This window comes from Candidatus Ancaeobacter aquaticus (genome assembly GCA_030765405.1).
Lineage (GTDB): Bacteria > Auribacterota > Ancaeobacteria > Ancaeobacterales > Ancaeobacteraceae > Ancaeobacter > Ancaeobacter aquaticus.
On sequence record JAVCCP010000081.1, the window covers coordinates 24,604 to 42,792 of the forward strand.

Sequence of the window (18,189 nt, forward strand, 5' to 3'; positions counted from 1 at the left end):
TCAAATTTGTAAAAACATCCAAATTCCTTCTAATCCCGCTAAAATAGTATTCCAAATTAACACTTAATAATGTGTGTAATAAATAGGCATTACATATCCCAATAGATAACTATTCTTGTTAAAGAAAATGGTTTATAGGGCATTCTAGAGGCCAAATATTTAAGTAATCGGGGAAGCAGTCTTTACAGTTTTAAAACAGTATTTTGTCTATTTCAAATAGTAGATATCTCAAATATTTCTAATGAATTTAATTTCCATAATCATATAGATCTATAGTAGGGAGTAAAAGAAGCTCAATACAAGTTATTACCACAACTTATCCACAAGTTATTCATATGCAATCATAAGATACGTAAACACAGTAGGATAGAAATCTAATTGCCGCATTGCGTACTTGACATAAGATGTATTATACGACGTTGAGAATTAGAGAAAGATGTGTATTGTGGGGATAAAATTCTTGCTGCAAAAATTAGTTCTCAGGATTTGAGCTCTACTGATTCATATTTTTCTTGTTATTCATAGACTTGCCTTCTATAATTGCTTTATGAAATCTACTAACAAAGCTTTTACACTCGTAGAATTAATGATAGTCCTATCTATTATTGTTATATTATTTGCCCTGCTATTGCCTGGTCTTAAGAAATCTATGGATAAAGCTAAGCAATTAAAATGTCAGTCTCAGCTTAAGAATCTATACACTGCTGTTGAGATTTATGCGCAAGAATATGATGGTATATACCCCTATATTGATAACAATCAGCCTGATAATGCGTATGTAGGTATTAGGCATGCATTAGGTTTTTTTATTGATACTAATAATGACGATATTTTTAAATGCACAAATGGCTCATCAAAAACAGCACTCGATTCATATTATTATTATAACAGTCTCTTTAATGATGATCATCCCACTAATGCAGATATGGTTGCTCAAGAAACGAATACTCCCCCATCAAAAGTTTATATCTTTAGCTGTCGAAGTGGGTTTAAGGACGGTTCTGCCCTAGAATACTATCCGCATTCCCATGGCGTAAATGTACTGTATACTGATGGTCATGTAACGTGGGAAAGGCAATAAAATAACATTTATTTCTTACGTGCTTTTATGGCAATATGTGTTCTCTTGCCAGCAAATAGTAGTGGAAAGATATTTCTTGTACTAAGTGACAGTATATTTTTCAAGCTAGATATTATTTGAGGTGGAATGTCCCAGTTGAAACTATAAGATTTCTCTATTATAAATCCTGCTTTTTTTAGTAAATAGCAAATTTCATGAATAGAATAAAATCGTATATGCGGTCTCTTTGTGGTGTAGCCATCCGGGATGTATCTCTCTACAAGTTCAGGGTCGAGATTTGATTTCCTGCTAAATAGCAATTTAATTATACCATTAATATTATGTACATTATTAGTTTCCAGAAAACATACGCCGCCTGGCTTTAAACATGACTTAATAGTATTGATTAGCTTGTAAGGAGTATGTAGATGTTCAATAACTTCCATGCAGGTAACGATATCAAAGCGTTCATTGAACGCATTGTCATTTTCCTTATTAAAGCAATAATCAAGCTCGCATGATATAAAATCAATTCCTTCGCTAAGAAAATAATCTTTAAACCCTAAATCGGATTGGATACATTTAATATTTTTGAACTTTCTTGCTTTACTGCGATAATTTTCCTCGTCTTCAGGTAAAATTAATCCGGTTCCTGTAAGGTGCATTTGTTTTTTATTAAAATAGATATCCTTGCATAACCTGAGAAAAGTTCCAGGGTATGCGCCAATATCAAGAAGATGAGTACCATCTTTCACATCATGGGCAATATTCTTATAACATTCATAATATAATTTTGACCCTGAATAAGCCCGATGCGAATATTTGGGGTTAACATCAGGATGTTCATCAGTGATGTCGTACACAGTAGGGGTAAAATTATTTAATTTTTTGAGGTAGGCAATATAAGTAAGCATAATGTATTTTATTCTAGCATATTGATTCTTGATGGCGGCCAGTACGTTAAAAATGCTTTACCTTTGATATTATTCTCAGGGACAAAACCCCAATAGCGGCTATCTCTACTATTGGCGCTGTTATCACCGAGTACATAATAATGATCTTTAGGTATTAAAACTTTTTCTCCAGCTTTGCCAAATCCATTAGAATGAGAACCAACATTGTAGTAGGTGTTTGTTCTAAAAGTATCAGGAGTGACTAATGGGGTTCCGTTTATGTATAGATGGCCATCTATAATTTCAACTGAATCTCCAGGGAGTCCTACGAGACGTTTGATGTAATCCTTATTTTGATCGAGCCCTAGAATTCCTTTTGTTTTAAAAACAATTATGTCTCCCCTTTCGGGTTTTTTGAAATAATAGAGAAATTTGTTAACGAGTATCCTGTCTCCACCGCTTTTTGCCCCATGTAAAGTTGGTTCCATTGAGCCAGTTGGAATTTTATATGCTTGAACAATAAAAGTTCTGACAAACATTGCGATTATAAATGCGTATATAATTGCTTCTGTGTATTCTTTCACAACCGGATGCCTATGGAAGAAACTCTTTACAGATGCAATAACGCCATTTTTATTTGAAAGTCTATTATTCATTATAGTAATATCATTCTTTAAATAGGACTTTAAGGTATTCCTGTGTAGTATCTTTTAGTGCACGTTTTGTTATTTCTTCAAGATCATTGAGATCAAAAGGTTTTTTTAACTCAGCAAAAGCATCATATTTCAGCTCGTCAATCTCTGTTCTTAAATTGCTATGTCCCGTCATAATTATGACGGGAACTATATCATCAATATTTTTAATCTGCCTCAATATGTCAATGCCGTCTATTCCTCCTGGTAAAACAATATCAAGAAATACTAAATCAAAATTTGTGTTATTGAATGCCTTAAGGGCGTCCTTTCCGGTGGATGCTGCATAAACATTATATCCTTTAGAGCTAAAAAGATCTTTAATCATATCCCTGATATTCTTTTCATTGTCTACAACTAAAATGTTAGTTTTATCAGGCAATATCCCAAACTTTAGTTTTAACTCTTCTAGATCTTTATTTATTCTATATTTTTCTTTCAGATGCTTTGTGCCGATTGTCATAATTCCAAGAATAATGAGCAGGACTGAAGATCCAAGAATGAGGAGTAATATTGAATCAAAGATACTTGTACTGTTTCTTAGAACAAGAGCACAAATCCCCGTGCATATTGCAAGCATATATATAACAAGTACCGCGTGGTGTTTTTTTAAACCAATTGCAACGAGTCTATGTGATAAATGATCTTGCGCGCAATGTTTAAGTGCTTCACGAAACGTTTTAGTGACTTTGTGATAATGACGACTTATTACAGTAAATAGTATATCGAAGATAGGTATGCCAAGAATAAACACGGGTATTGTAATAGAAATAAATGGATTTGTGTTCCACTCCCCCATTACACTAAGTGACCCTAAGAGAAACCCGATAAAAAAACTGCCGGCATCACCAAGGAATATTGTTGCTGGCCTGAAATTATATCTTAAAAACCCTAAGCAACTTCCCGCAAGAGCAATGCTTAGCATGCCAAACCACCACTGTTGTGTTTGGATCGCAACAATAGTAAAAAAGAATGATGCAATAAATGCCACACCGGGAGAAAGGCCGTCCATGTTATCTATCGCGTTAAATGCGCTTGTAACACCGACGATCCATAAAATGGTTAAAGTAAGATTGCCTATATAGAAAAAGATATTACCAGCTGGGAATATCTTAAGTATTACACCGAATTGAGCTAATAATATGGTTAGTAATACAAGAATGATGAACTTAATCGTTCCAGACAACCCTTTTCTGAGATCATCGATAATTCCGACAAGGAGTGCTACACAACTGCCATATACTATCGCTTTAAGTGGATTAGAGTAATATCTGGTCAGAACAATAGATAGCACAAAAGGAATGAAGACTGCGATTCCACCCCATAAAGGGACTGAACGTGTATGTATTTTCCCTTTCCCAGGCTTGTCGTAAATGTTGAATACTTGTGCAAGTTTTCTGATTAATGGTGTAACCAAAAGCGCACATATGAGAGAAAATAAGAAAATAAATAAATAAGTTTTAAACCAATACGTCGACATCCTAGGATGATAACAGAAAGGACACTATTTTATCAATTTCTTTTTTCTTTAGCGTGGGATATATAGGAATAGAATAGACAGTTTTCCACGCGCTCATTGTATTTGTAAAATGATTGTCTGGTAAATTAAAATATTTATGAAGGGGTTTAAATATCGGTTTTTTTATGCAAATATTCTCTTTTTTTGCCCGTAAGACAAATTCATTTTGTTTTCTTTCTATACGAATTAAATATCTGAAATAGTTATTAGATTTATCAGTATTCCTCTCTATATATAAAGGGGTGTTTTTTAACTTATTATTATAATATGATGCAATAGTATGTCGCGCGGATATGAAGTTCTTTAGTTGTTTTAACTGTGAAATACCCATTGATGCTGAGACATCAGTCATTTTGTAATTATACCGGGTTTTATAAGTTCGTTTTTCATCATAATCACGCATATCTTTGGCAAATTCGTATAGTTTTTTGTTCTTGGTGAGAATCATCCCTCCCTCCCCTGCGGATGTTATCACTTTTGTTGAATAAAACGAAAACATTGAAACATCACTGAAAGTGCCAAGAGGTCTTTTATTGAGAGATGCACCAATTGATTGAGCACAATCTTCTATTATAGGAATTCTGTATTGTGATAGTTTCTCTATCTTTGCTGCATGACCAAAGAGATGAGGCACTATAATGGCTTTTGTTCTTCTATTTATTTTTCTCTTAACATCTACCGGAGAGAGGTTGAAATCATCTAGATCAATATCTACGAGCTGTGGGGTAGCTCCAACATAGTGTATTGCATTCAAGAGAGCAGTGCACACATAACTAGGTATGATTACTTCATCTCCTGGGTGTATATTGCTTGATAATAGTGCAAGATGTAAGGCACTCGTTCCAGAACTAGTTGCTAATGCATATCTATCAAAGTGTTTTTTTGAGAATAGCCTCTCAAATTCGGTTACTTTTTTTCCTTGTGAGATGTATCCGGATTTAAGTACATCGTTAATAGCGATAATATCATTTTTACTTATGGTTGGTTTATTATGATTAATCATAGTCTTATCACTTTTCTATAGTGTTATTAAGCAAAATATTGCGTGCGTTTTCACCTTCGTTCAACAACAAATCTAAAATTGATAGATCTTTAAAAAAACCATTTTTTTGATATAACTGGTTGTATGTAGGGGCATTCCACTGCTGTATTTCCATTGATATACCGTTTTGAGAGAAAGCCTTTTCATCAAGATACGTATCAAGTGCGTAAGCACCAGTCAAATAATTGTCAGCTCCAAGACTTTTACAGATATTGATAAGCCGCTCGGTTGCTGTTTCACCAATGTTTAGTTCCGAGCTGAGTAAAAGTCTTGTGTCTATCTGTAGTTCCTTTAGAAAATAGTGCAACATAGTGTAATTGATGTCATTGAGCATTACCCATTCTCGGTCATATAGTGATTTAAGAGATCCTTCATATTTGGAAAAATAAGGTGCTTTATTATAATTCATACAGATCGTATTCCAATGTTTTTTTCTCCAATTTGATTTATTATCTATGTGCACTTCATCAAGGTTCTGTTGGAATTTATTGTATATTGGAATAGTGAGAATAAGCTCGCCTGTGCTTGATTTAATCTTATTTCTGTTTTGCCAACCATTCTTATTGAATTGAATGTCATCCAGGACGACAAACGTGTCACTGAGAGCGATCTTGTGGAAATATCTCAGCCACGGAATATAATGTAATTGGTGTATGCCTAGTATCATATTTTAGCCTCTCAACCCCATTATAAGACAAATCTATATGTCATATACGCTTCGGCCGCTTGTACTGATATTTCTCTCCCTCTTACATTTGCAAGATGTTCAACACTTTCTATGCTTCCGTGATGTGGCGAAGCTCTTAGTTGAGATTTATGTAGTGAAAGTGCATGCAACTTATCCTTGAGGTGATTACTGATATCGACATAAAAATTAGGATGAAACTTTTCTCTATCAGTACTCCACGATATTGCAGGATTATCATATGCAATAAATATATTTTGAAATGGTTTATACTCAGGGAGATGAGGCCTGCATGCGGTAAAACATACTCTAAAAACAACTTCATGGTCTTGATTGTATGAAACAGCAGGGACCGCTATCATTGTTGGTTTCACTTTATCAATTGATATTCGAGCATCTTTTTCCACTTTTGCGATTAAATCTCTCCGGGGGATATCATCTAATCGTAAATGCACCTGGTCATCGTCAAACAATATCTCATAATCAGTGACATCGAGATATTTCATAACACTATCTAATTCGCTTGATCGTTTATCTCCGGTTACTTGTTTATCAACTCCATAGTGCGCTACATTCCCTACGGAAAAGACTATAACATATACTTCTGCTCCAAGAGACCTCATCCTAGCAATAGTACCTGCACAGCCATATGTTTCATCATCGGCATGTGGTGCAACAACGAGGAGTCGTTGTTTTGAAAGAAATTCATCTGATACATTCATAGTCACCTCTCCCTAAATTGATTATTGATATATATTTATTTTTTGTAATAATCTATTACTTTTAGAATCAGCTGCTCTAAATTTGTTTTTGATTCATACCCAACAGCTGTATATATACGCGTTAAATCAGGACGGCGATAACGCATATCTTCAAAACCCATTTTATATGCTTCATTATAAGGAATTAATTTTATGTGCGATTTACTTTTCGTTAATTCTTTTATCTTCTTTGCAAGTTCAATAATGCTTTTATCCTCTTCTGTGCCAATATTAAAGACTTTACCGATAGCATCTTTACTTTTTACTAATTTCATTATTCCATTAACAACATCGCCAACATAGGCAAAACAACGTCTTTGCCTTCCATCTCCATAGACTGTAATGGTTTCATTTGACAGTGCTTGAGTGACGAATCGCGGTATAACCATTCCATATCTTCCTGATTGGCGCGGACCGCAGGTATTGAACAATCTAAGAATTATTGTCTTAAGTTTTTTTTCTCTGTGATAAGCAAATGTCATAAACTCATCAAGTGCTTTAGCACAGGCATAACTCCATCTGCTAATGTTTGTTGAACCCTCTATTCTATCGTCATCCTCAGAGAAGAATACTTTTTCATTTTTTCCATACACTTCTGATGTTGAAGCGAGAACAAAAAGTGCATTATTTTTATCAGCGCAATCTAAAGCAATTTCTGTTCCTCTTACATTGGTAATCATTGATTTAAGCGGATTGTCTATAATGTATTTAACACCTACTGCTGCGGCAAGATGGAAGATAATATCTACGTTACGGGAAACTTTTTTCATCAGTTTTTCGTCCATTATGTCCCCGCGTATAAAAGTGCAGTTCTTTTCAGTCTTTATTTTTTTTATGTTTCTGAGAGATCCTGTAGATAAATTATCAATGATTTTGACTTTAAATCCTTTTAATAAAAGTTCTTCTGCTAAATGGGAACCAATAAAGCCGGCCCCTCCTGTTACAAGCGCAGTTTTCATGGATGAATCCTTTCTGTTACTATTTATGTAATTTAGTATGCAGTAGTTCTTCATAAAGAGATGCAATGTTTTTAACCATTGTCTCAATACTAAAACGTTCGCCAACATTAGCGCGTCCGGCATCCCCCATTTTTGTCCTCATTGCATCAGACTTAAGAAGCTCTATTGATCTCTGGGCGATGCTACCTGAATCTCGCGATGTAACTAAAAAGCCATTTACTCCATTAGTCACAATTTCTCTCACGCCACCGACATCTGTTGCTATTATCGGTTTTCCTAAATGCTGTGATTGCAACAATACTTTTCCCATTCCTTCGTTTAAAGAAGGCAGGATAAAAATATCCATAATAGAAATTAGTTCAGCAATATCAGTGCGTAAACCCAAAAACAGGACTTTATTAACTATATCTAAATTGTGTACAACTTGTAAAAGTTCATTTTTTGCTGGGCCGTCCCCTACTAAAATTAAACAACAGTTTGGGACTTTACTACATATTTCCGGCATTGCCTCAATAAGATATTTCTGTCCTTTTATATCGGCTAGCCGGGCAATATTTCCAATGACTAGCGTTTCTTTAGCAATGTTCAATTCCTGTTTCTTTTTATTTATATCAATGCTAAAGGGATCTTTTCTTATATTTATACCGCTATAAATCGTAACAAATTTGTCAGCAGGAGCAATGTTCATCATAACATGTTCTTCTGTTCCCCGATGAGTAAGCGTTATAATTTTATCTGTAAAAAGAGCGGTTATTCTTTCAAAAATAATAAATATATTTGTTATAAACGCACTAAAATAACCATAAAATATATGCCCGTGTGGAGTATGAATGATTATTGGTATTCCAGCAAGTTTTGCTGCAAAACGTCCTAATATGCCAGCTTTCGAACTATGTGTATGAATTATATCATATTTGTTTTTCCTCATCAAATGAAACAATTTGTATAATGCTATGAAATCTTTTATTGGGGCCGGGCTTCTTATAAGTTCATTGATTACGGTAAATTCTATTTCATTGTCATCTGTGATTATATGCTCCAATGATCCTTCATCACCATCTGAGGGTCCACTGACAAGTGATACATCGTAGCGTGTCTTGTCCAGGAGCTTAACAGTATAAAGAGTGTTTTCCTGTGCTCCTCCATGAACAAGGCGTGTTATGATATGAAGCACCTTTATTTTATTATTATTGGGCATATTGTTAACCAGGTCGTTTTTCTTTTTGTTGTTTCTTTAATAAATTTCTTTCATGAATTGTTGGCCACTTATACGTGTGAGCTTTTTCGGGATTCTGTTTTATGAAGGTGCATGATTTATGCTCAATACAATCGAGTGCTTTTACAACTAATTGTGGTCCAATTTGTAGTTTGCGTTTATAAAGAGACAGTTCGTTATCATTATGCTTAATATCAATATATTGTTCTATAATTATATCACCCGTGTCTAATGATGCATCTATTGCATGCACGGTTATCCCGCCTTTATTTTCTCCGTTAAAAATTTCCCAAAAACATGAGTCAGTGCCTCTATATTTAGGGAGTTTTCCCAAATGAAGATTTATGCAGCCGTATCGTGGTAGTTCGATAATATTATTTTTTATAATTCTGGTATTACTCAAAACAATAATATCAGGCATATATTTCTTAATAATATCGGCTGTTTTATCGGAATTATGGTCTTTTACAATATAAAAAGGAATCTTCTTATCATAAATGAGTTCCTGTATTGAATAATATGGTGCTGTTTTATTGCATAAGCATAATATGCGTATATACCTGTGTAGTTTTATCTTTATGTATTCGACTATTTTCTGTAGAACAAAGAGAGACCCATATTTATGAAATGAGTCAATAATCACTGAGTAAACATTCTTTTTCTTTGTAAGCATACTTGTTCTTTTTTCAGCAATAATTGCAATGAGACTATGATTGCTTTTAAGTATTTGGGCTGCTACACGCGCTCCTGAAGGGCGATCCGTTCTCGTAAAAAGAATAACGTTCATAGAGTAATCTTTCTCTTATTTCATTTCAGATAACAGCTTCTTAAATTCATTCGTGTAATCATTCCATGAAAAGTGCTCTTTGACATATTGTAAAGCAAATTGCCCCATTTCGGAGGACAGATCATTATTGCACAATAGATTAGTAATTTTATCTGCGATATCTGCACTGTTTTCAGGGTCAACTAAAAATCCCGTTTTTCCATTAACAATAGCCTCCGGGATTCCACCGGAACGCCCGCCTATCACGGGTTTTCCACAAGCGTTTGCTTCAATAAAAACAATGCCAAACCCCTCTACATGACCGTCACTGTCAACTTCCCTACTTGGCATGATAAAGACATTACTGCAATTATAAAAAAATTGAAGATCTGAATTTGATATTTCATCAGTAAATAAAACATAGGGATCAAGTTTTTTGTTCTTTATAATTTTTTCTAATCTATTTTTCTCAGGGCCTTTGCCTACTATAATATACAATATTTCAGGGATCTTTTGAGCGACCGTAGGCAGAGCATCTAAAACCATATCATGCCCTTTGCGATGCACGAGGCGTGAAACACTTAAGAGTATTTTTCTGTTTTTAAGGGAATATTTATTAAGAAATGCATCCGGTACTTTTAAAGGTTTGAAGAATGATGTATCTACCCCAGGGTAGACAACAATAATCTTATTGTTTTTAGCTCCAAACTCAAGTAATAGCTTTTTGACATATTGGCTGCATGTTACAATTGCGTGGGCATTTCTATAAACATGAGAATATATTTTTCTTACAAGCACATTGTCTTTAAATTTCATAAATTCATATCCTTGTGCGGTAACAATATAATCTAATTTTAAGAACGTCTTAAGTAAAACGGCAATAAAGCCCCCATATCCAACATTTGTTGCTATTATTTTGTTTATTTTATGTTTTATAACAACATAGGGTACAATAAATAAAAGAGGAATGAGTTTAATATATCCATAGTCATATAATGGCGAACGATAGATCTTAAATTTATGCGTTTGATCATATTTAAAATCATTTTTAGCAGAAGGTCCAATAACAATAAACGTATCCTCATGATCAAGTGATAAGTGTTCAGCAAGTTCTTTCGCTAATGTTGTTATCCCATCCTTATGGGGCGGGAAATCCATAGATATTAACAATGTTGCCATAGTATATCCTTTTCTACTCGTAATCCAATGTTCCAAACAGTTTGTTTCCCGTACGTATTATTGTTCTTCCCAGCATAGACTCTGCGCATAAAAAAAACAGATCTAATGCCCCGTTGAGCTTTGCTCTTAGCGTAAATAGTGTATCGCTTGATTCAACGCCGATTCGCCTGAGAGTGTAAGTATTGCTCCTGTTGGTGTTCCAACCATACTGAGCCATAAAACCGGCTTTAAAGCCTGCTTTTTGCAGGAATTTAGGCCATTTATTATTAAAATCAGACTTTGTTCCAAAAGGATACGATATGAATACAGTCTTTCGCTTCAGTTTATTCTCTATTGTTTGCTTTGATTTAAGGATTTCTTCGTTAAAGATGGTATCAGTACACGTGGACAATCGACAATGTGATGATGTGTGTGATCCAATAGATATAATTGTTGGATCCATACTTTTTATTTGGTTCCAGTTCATCAAGTAGTTATTTTCTCGGATATCTTTTATGTCATGGTGGAGTATGTCTTCGGTGCCAATATAGTCTGAAATAATAAATATTGTTGCCGGAACAGAATATTTTTGGAGGACGGGGTATGCACAAGTATAATTATCCATATATCCATCATCAAAGGTTATGCTGACAGAATGATTTATTAAAATAGTATTATCAGATAAGGTTTTGCATCCTTCGTCGATGGATATAATAGTATAGTTATCTTGCAAATATTTTAGATGTTCTTCAAAAATATGTGTTTGTATGTTTGTTTCATGGACTCTTTTATCCCCCACGCTATGGTACCTCAAGATTCTCCACGTATTTTTGTTCCAGAAAAAGTGAGCGAATATTGGAATACAAAATAGATATCCCAATATCGCAAAAATAGTAAGAATACATTTTTTAATAAAAACTTTTGTTTTCATAAAATTATTTTATTGGTATTTTTGAAGCCATAATTCCAACATCAAGAGAGAAAAAATATGATGACCTAGATTTCTTTTTCCGTTTTGATGCGACTCTAGTAATGTATTTATAAAATCGTGATTAAGATATTCACTCAAACGGGCATTTTTATCTAATAAGATCTCTTTAGCATAAACCTTTAGCTCATTTCTAAACCAGTCATGTATCGGAATAGAAAAACCACTTTTCCTTTGTTTTGTTATTCTTTTTGGAAGCTTATCTGAAAACGCTTTTTTTATTATGTACTTTGTTGTTAATCCATTGATTTTATAGTGAGATTGAATAGATGTAGCATACTCCATAACCCTATGATCTAGGAACGGAACTCTTACTTCAAGTGAATTTGCCATACTCATCCTATCAACTTTTTTTAGCGTATCATCCGGCAGGTATAAAGATGCGTCCACATACAACATAGCGCTCAATGGATCAAGGTCCTTAGCCTCATTAAATTTATTCAAAACAGTATCATATGAAGAGTAGCCCGAAAGATCCTTGCAAAATTCTTTATTGTACAGATTGCTTTTTAAAGCATTATCAAAACAAGTAATACGCCTTAGAAATCCGCTACCAAGATCATCAGCCCCAGATAATGCCATCCGCACAAGCTTATCCATGAAAACCGTATTTATGGGGATGCTCTTAATAGATGCACTGAGTCCTCTGCGTATGAATAAAGGCAACATTCTATACCTGTTTAAAAGTAAATTAGCTTTTGTCCAGGAATAGCCTCCAAAAAACTCATCTCCACCGTCTCCTGATAATGCTACCGTAACATGTTGCCTTGTTAATTGTGACACTATATAGGTTGGCACAATTGAAGAATCTGCAAAAGGTTCGTCAAGATATTCAACAAGCTTAGGAAGTAAATCTATCATATCTGGTTTGACTTTGAATTCGTGGTGATCTGTTTTATATAACGTGGCAATTTCTCTGGCATATGAAAGCTCATTATAGGCAGCATTATCAAAACCAATTGAGAATGTTTTTACATTGTCGCCTATAAGTTCGCTCATTATAGCAACAACAGTGCTTGAATCAATCCCTCCACTTAGAAATGCCCCAAGAGGGACATCGCTTATAAGCTCTTCACGAACAGCATCTTTTAGTAATGAGTATACCTTATCAGTTATATATAGTTCATCAGTATTTGTTTGTGTTTGTATCTTATTGTTTTTGTAGCATGAGAGTAAATCCCAATAGCAGGTGATATCGACACGTCTGTTCTGAGATATAAGCATATGTCCCGGCATAAGTGATTTTATGCTTGAAAATATTGTTTGCGGGGATGCTGTGTAATTAAACGAGAAATAGTCGTCTAGCGCACAAGGATTGATTTTTTTATTAACTAATCCAGAGTTTAGTATGCACTTCATTTCAGAACCGAAAACAAGATAACTGTCACTATAAGAATAATAAAGTGGTTTTATCCCGATACGATCTCTTATAAGTATGAGTTTCTTTGATTTTGTATCGTGCAAAGCAATTGCAAACATACCGCGTAAATATTGTGGAAAATCCATCCCGTATTCTTCATACAGGTGGACAATGGTCTCCGAATCGGTTTTTGTTAGAAATATATGCCCTTTTCTTTCTAAATCATTACGCAATTCAAGAAAATTATATATCTCGCCATTAAATACTACGGCTATAGTTTTATCTTCATTAAAGATAGGCTGTTTACCCCCATCAACATCAATAATAGAAAGACGCCGCATTGCTATGCCAATAGAATTGTGAATAAATACTCCATCGCTATCAGGTCCACGATGATATATTGATTCATTCATTTTATGGAGTGTTTCTGAAGGAAAAGTTTGTTGCTGTGAATGAAGGGCAATACCACATATTCCGCACATGTTAATTTACTCCACGGGCCTCTATTTTATTTATAAAATTCTGAGTGTCTTTGTATTCTGGATATTTTTTTGATAAAGATACGCAAATGCTGTTCCAACAGCTAAAAGCGTTATGAGAGATCTCATCCCGCTGTACGCATCTACGACTTCTAACCTTGTGTATTGTTCATATTCTTGAATTTCATAGAATACATTTTACATCATTTTTTGTGAAAAATCAAGGAATAACAGAGATAAATAAGATTAACGTGTTGTATCGGGGTTGCCTTTAATACCGTAGGTTATATATCCATAAATAAATCCGAATAAATATGACAGGCTTGTGCAAAATGCAACAAATCTAAAATGCAGTAAATGGTCAAGCACTCTTAAAGGGTATCGTAGAATTCTGTACAGAAATTTTCTTTTAACAATGAAATCTCCCCTTCCTGAATCCGTTTCATATAGATATTGAGGATAAAAAAGTTGGATATAACTTGAGCCCATGCCGTTACGAAAAAATTTTCTTATTATTTTCCCAAACGTTTTTGGTGGCAAATGGTAAAAGTGCGTATTTGGGACTAAAACAATTTTATAGCCGGCATTTCTTAATCGTACTCGTAAATCTGGATCTAAGCCTCTTATAATTTCTTCTCTTTCAGCACCTACCTCAAAAAAAACTTCTTTAGGCAAAATACAGCAACCATGACAAACAAAATCACTTTCTGTCACGGTCTCTACTATCGGTGATGTATATCTGGGTATTTCAAGCATTACACGTTTTTGTATCCAATTTGCTTTATCCCAAACAGCAAGTGAAGCTCCAGCCATACCAATTGCTTTATCTTCTTCTGCCACATGCACTAGTTTTTCAAGTACGTCACTATCCCCCAGGATAATGTCATCGTCCATGATAACGATATACTTACCCGTTGCCTCTTTTGCCCCATTATTTATGGCTCTTCCCTGCCTATTATCCCCTACCTTTAGAATTACTTCACAATTCTTATAAGTTTGTTCTTTTATTTGTTCTAATAGATTAGGCAACATTCCATCTCTATCGCCGTCAATTGTCGGTATGATGATAGATATTTTAGGGGTGTTAGTCGTCGTCATAAAAATAACCTTTAATGTGCATTTCAGTATAACATCGATATAAAGCGCAATGCAATTATTCCGAGTATTTTTCTAAATATAATTTAGTATAATTATTTACCATAGACTCTACGCTATAGGTATTAACAATTTTTTTGCGTGCTTCTGAACCAATGTCCTCACATACTTTTTTATTCTCTATTAAATAGTTCAGCGTATCTAAAAAACTTTCCTCATCATTATCATCGATGAGGAACCCATTTGATTTATGATCAATTATTTCAGGAATACCACCAACTCTAAAGGCAATCACAGGAATACCTGCTGCCATAGCTTCCAGAATCGCGTTTGGAAATCCTTCAGTATGAGATGTAAATGCAAATATATTAATAATTGCTAATAACTTGGCAACATTATTAGTGGTGTCTATAAATGTCACGTTTTCTGTTATATGTAATAGTTGTACTTGCTGCATACATTTAGCTTTTAATGGACCGTCTCCAGCTAATAAAAAATGAATATCATCTCTTTTTGACAATATAGTTTTTGCGATGTCGATAAATGTTTGCTGGCCCTTAAAATAGCCAAAATTAGCTATCATACCAATGATTATTTTATCACTTTGTATTCCGTAGGTGTTTTTAAGTTTATGGGGGGCACCAGGTGTTGCTTTATTGTTTGTTTCGAGACCATTATATATAACATGAACTTTTTTTGTAGATGCATGCTCGTTTTCTAAAGTGTAGTTTCTTACCGCGATAGAATTTGCTACGATTACATCAGAAAATCTATTTGCTATGATTTGAATGATCTTATGATGCAGTTTTTTCCATACGGGGATTTGCCTGCGTGAAGAAATGATAGTTTTTACCTTCCCAATTCGTGCTGCGATATTTGCATAAAGGTCAAATCCAAATAAAAATGTATGGATGATATGAATATCATATTTTTTGATTATTTTTGTTAGGGAATACAATGCAATAGGATTATAAATAGAATGGATTCTTAAGTTGATTATTGGGATATCTAGATCTTTAATCCATTGAGATAGGCATCCCTCCTCTTTAATGCAGCATACAACGGGGTTAAATTTTGTTTTGTCTAAGTATTTTAGCAATAGAAAGAGTTGCTTTTCCGTGCCTCCGAGGCGAAGAGCAGGCAGTATATAGAGTATGTTGATCTTTTTACTCATGTAATGATCTTAATATTGATGTTAGTTTTGTGGCGTTAACATTCACTGAATATTTGTTATTCACTGTCTGTGAACCATTTTCTATAAATTGTTTTCTTATTGATACATCAGATAATAGTGCTGTAAGCTTTAAAGTCCATTCTTCGTTAGTATTCGCAAGATAACCATTAATCCCATCTTCTAGAATATCAGAGTTAATACCAACAGGCGAACCAATTACAGGAATTCCATAAGCCATATACAATAGTAATTTTAAGCCACACTTTCCTTCTGTCCATCTATCCTGTTTAAGCGGCATGACGCCTATATCAAATGATGAAAGTAAAATATGTTCATTATCATAACTCCACTTTTCAAATTCCACGGGATAACCTTTAAACAAATTCAAATCAACATAGTCTAAATCGGTACTTACAATTTTTAATTGAAATCTATAGCCATTTAATGCAAGCCTATTTAAAGGCTCAGAAAGTATGTTTAAGTACTGGTTAGTACTTCGCGTTCCAGACCACCCTATTGTAAATGTCTTACTCAATGGGCAAGCAGGTTTGATAGGAGATTTACATCTTTCCGTATCTACTGATGTTGGAATATAAAATACATTGCTATTTAAGGTCTTAGCATATCTTTCTAAATAGTGATTTCCCGCAATAACGGCTTTAGATCGTCTGATAATATTTTTGATCTGGTCTTTATCCTGAAGAATGGAGAAGAATTTAAAGAAACCAGATGGTGGCATTATGTGTACAGCATCATCATAGTCATAGATAACATTCTTATTGAAATAAAACAGTAAGCTATCTAAACCACGCAATGAAGAGCTACATATAGCTTTTTGAATAAATACTGCATCGTATTTATAAGAACTAACTATATCTTTTAACCGATTAATTGCTTCAATAATAGTATATAGTCTATTCAAAGACCTACGTTTTGATAAATACAAATAACTAAATAGATTTTTTGGAACAGCAGGCGATACGGTATAGGAAATGCCTGCGTTTTTAATATAACGTAAATACTGCCATACTCTGAAACGAGTACTAGGTTGAGGCTCTGGATATAAAGTAAGAATAAGAATTTTCATTTATAATTATCAATACTGTTTCGTACGTTAGAATATACACTTTCAAATTATAGCTTAATCATGCAATATTAATGCGGTCAATTATTTATAGTATTGAATAAGCAATTACAATGTTAAATACACTTGATTAGCATTGGTTATATATATTTAATAATTTCTGCACAGAATTATCCCACGAATATTTAATAGCCGTAGCGTAACCATTTTTAATTAAATGTGAGCGAAGCTTTTTATCATTCATGAGAGAATGCATCCCATCCGCGATGTGATTTACATCCAACGGATCAATTAATACTGCTGAATCACTGCATATTTCTTTGAGTGAAGTATTGTTCGAGGTTATAACGGGACATCCACATGCCATTGATTCCACGGGAGGCATCCCAAAACCTTCATACAGTGATGGAAAAACAAATAACTCTGCATAATTATATAATGTTCTTAAATCATTATCGTCCACATAACCGGTAAATATTATATCTGATTCTATGTTTTCGGCTTGAATTATTTTTATAAGCTCTAGCTTATATTCATGGTTGTATTTTCCAACACTTCCCACAATTATCAATTTGTGAGGAATCTTATAATTCTTTTTAAGTAAAATAAATGCTGCTATCATATTTTTTAAGTTCTTTCTAAAATCTATTCCTCCGACATTTAGGATATATGGAGTTCGGATATTATACTTATCAAAAATAAGAGATTGATCTTCTACTGATATCTCACTTTTGTAAAAAATATTATTATCGACCCCACTGTATGCCACTCTAATTCTATTTTTTTTAATACCCAACGTATCTATTATATCGTTCTTGGAATAGTTTGATACTGTTATAATGCAACTTGCATTTCTTTTGATAAGTTCAATATGTTTTTGGTACGTAAAATACTCCTCATCACTAGAAAAAAACTTTTCTGGATATTTGTATGGTGTAATATCATGTAAAGTTACCAGTGTTTTACAATACGATGAATTCCAAATATCAGCGGTTGGAAAATGAAAAATATCTAAGTCTTTGAAGAATAATTTTCCATACCATTCCATATGGCTCTTTCTAATAAAATGAAATCTCTTGTGCAATTTCTCTCGGATAAAATTGCTTCCTAATTCGTATTGCGAGACATCATTATTTGTAAAAAGTCTATATTGATTAACTTTGTCTATTTTCGAAAGGTGTTTAATTATCTCTTCAGTATGCCGATCCATACCTCTACCGGGATTAAGTCTTCTTGCATCGATCCCTATTTTCATGCA

At 33.9% G+C, this 18,189-nt stretch carries 17 protein-coding genes; 1 reads left to right on the forward strand and 16 read right to left on the reverse strand.

Translation table 11 applies throughout. The features are described from left to right. Positions 1 to 547 precede the first annotated feature (547 nt). A complete protein-coding gene (locus P9M13_10980) occupies positions 548 to 1,081 on the forward strand; it encodes a prepilin-type N-terminal cleavage/methylation domain-containing protein (GenBank protein ID MDP8263807.1) in 534 nt (177 codons plus the stop codon). Positions 1,082 to 1,089: 8 nt separating this feature from the next. Here P9M13_10980 and P9M13_10985 read toward each other — a convergent pair whose 3' ends face one another. The 16 genes from P9M13_10985 to P9M13_11060 form a co-directional block, all read right to left on the reverse strand. Continuing rightward, the gene (locus tag P9M13_10985) at positions 1,090 to 1,974 is read right to left on the reverse strand and encodes a class I SAM-dependent methyltransferase (protein MDP8263808.1); all 885 of its coding nucleotides are present in this window, start codon (positions 1,972 to 1,974) and stop codon (positions 1,090 to 1,092) included. 8 nt (positions 1,975 to 1,982) lie between these two features. Beyond that, entirely contained in the window at positions 1,983 to 2,609 is a 627-nt protein-coding gene (lepB, locus tag P9M13_10990) for a signal peptidase I (GenBank protein MDP8263809.1), read from the reverse strand. A 10-nt stretch (positions 2,610 to 2,619) separates the two neighbouring features. Beyond that, on the reverse strand, positions 2,620 to 4,062 hold the full coding sequence (locus P9M13_10995; protein MDP8263810.1) for a response regulator: 1,443 nt from the start codon (positions 4,060 to 4,062) through the stop codon (positions 2,620 to 2,622). A 64-nt stretch (positions 4,063 to 4,126) separates the two neighbouring features. Beyond that, on the reverse strand, positions 4,127 to 5,167 hold the full coding sequence (locus tag P9M13_11000) for a DegT/DnrJ/EryC1/StrS family aminotransferase (GenBank protein MDP8263811.1): 1,041 nt from the start codon (positions 5,165 to 5,167) through the stop codon (positions 4,127 to 4,129). 7 nt (positions 5,168 to 5,174) lie between these two features. Beyond that, positions 5,175 to 5,873 carry a WbqC family protein gene (locus tag P9M13_11005; GenBank protein MDP8263812.1) on the reverse strand — a complete coding sequence of 233 codons (699 nt, stop codon included), beginning with the start codon at positions 5,871 to 5,873 and terminating at the stop codon, positions 5,175 to 5,177. Positions 5,874 to 5,893: 20 nt separating this feature from the next. After that, entirely contained in the window at positions 5,894 to 6,613 is a 720-nt protein-coding gene (locus tag P9M13_11010) for a PIG-L deacetylase family protein (protein MDP8263813.1), read from the reverse strand. A 35-nt stretch (positions 6,614 to 6,648) separates the two neighbouring features. Beyond that, positions 6,649 to 7,611: an SDR family NAD(P)-dependent oxidoreductase gene (locus P9M13_11015; GenBank protein ID MDP8263814.1), complete on the reverse strand. Its 963-nt coding sequence runs from the start codon at positions 7,609 to 7,611 to the stop codon at positions 6,649 to 6,651. A gap of 19 nt (positions 7,612 to 7,630) precedes the next feature. Next, positions 7,631 to 8,809, reverse strand: coding sequence for a glycosyltransferase family 4 protein (locus tag P9M13_11020; GenBank protein MDP8263815.1), 1,179 nt, complete (start codon positions 8,807 to 8,809; stop codon positions 7,631 to 7,633). 4 nt (positions 8,810 to 8,813) lie between these two features. Next, positions 8,814 to 9,614, reverse strand: coding sequence for a formyl transferase (locus P9M13_11025; protein MDP8263816.1), 801 nt, complete (start codon positions 9,612 to 9,614; stop codon positions 8,814 to 8,816). A gap of 15 nt (positions 9,615 to 9,629) precedes the next feature. After that, positions 9,630 to 10,772 carry a glycosyltransferase family 4 protein gene (locus tag P9M13_11030; GenBank protein MDP8263817.1) on the reverse strand — a complete coding sequence of 381 codons (1,143 nt, stop codon included), beginning with the start codon at positions 10,770 to 10,772 and terminating at the stop codon, positions 9,630 to 9,632. Between the two features lie 13 nt (positions 10,773 to 10,785). Continuing rightward, entirely contained in the window at positions 10,786 to 11,682 is an 897-nt protein-coding gene (locus P9M13_11035; protein ID MDP8263818.1) for a polysaccharide deacetylase family protein, read from the reverse strand. A gap of 9 nt (positions 11,683 to 11,691) precedes the next feature. Beyond that, positions 11,692 to 13,581 carry an asparagine synthase (glutamine-hydrolyzing) gene (gene asnB, locus P9M13_11040; protein MDP8263819.1) on the reverse strand — a complete coding sequence of 630 codons (1,890 nt, stop codon included), beginning with the start codon at positions 13,579 to 13,581 and terminating at the stop codon, positions 11,692 to 11,694. 243 nt (positions 13,582 to 13,824) lie between these two features. Further along, positions 13,825 to 14,676, reverse strand: coding sequence for a glycosyltransferase (locus P9M13_11045; GenBank protein ID MDP8263820.1), 852 nt, complete (start codon positions 14,674 to 14,676; stop codon positions 13,825 to 13,827). Positions 14,677 to 14,731: 55 nt separating this feature from the next. After that, a complete protein-coding gene (locus tag P9M13_11050; GenBank protein MDP8263821.1) occupies positions 14,732 to 15,847 on the reverse strand; it encodes a glycosyltransferase in 1,116 nt (371 codons plus the stop codon). Continuing rightward, positions 15,840 to 16,934, reverse strand: a complete 1,095-nt coding sequence (locus tag P9M13_11055; GenBank protein ID MDP8263822.1) for a glycosyltransferase family 4 protein — start codon at positions 16,932 to 16,934, stop codon at positions 15,840 to 15,842. The genes P9M13_11050 and P9M13_11055 overlap by 8 nt, the downstream gene beginning before the upstream one ends. A gap of 127 nt (positions 16,935 to 17,061) precedes the next feature. Beyond that, positions 17,062 to 18,186: a glycosyltransferase family 1 protein gene (locus tag P9M13_11060; GenBank protein ID MDP8263823.1), complete on the reverse strand. Its 1,125-nt coding sequence runs from the start codon at positions 18,184 to 18,186 to the stop codon at positions 17,062 to 17,064. Positions 18,187 to 18,189: the final 3 nt, after the last annotated feature.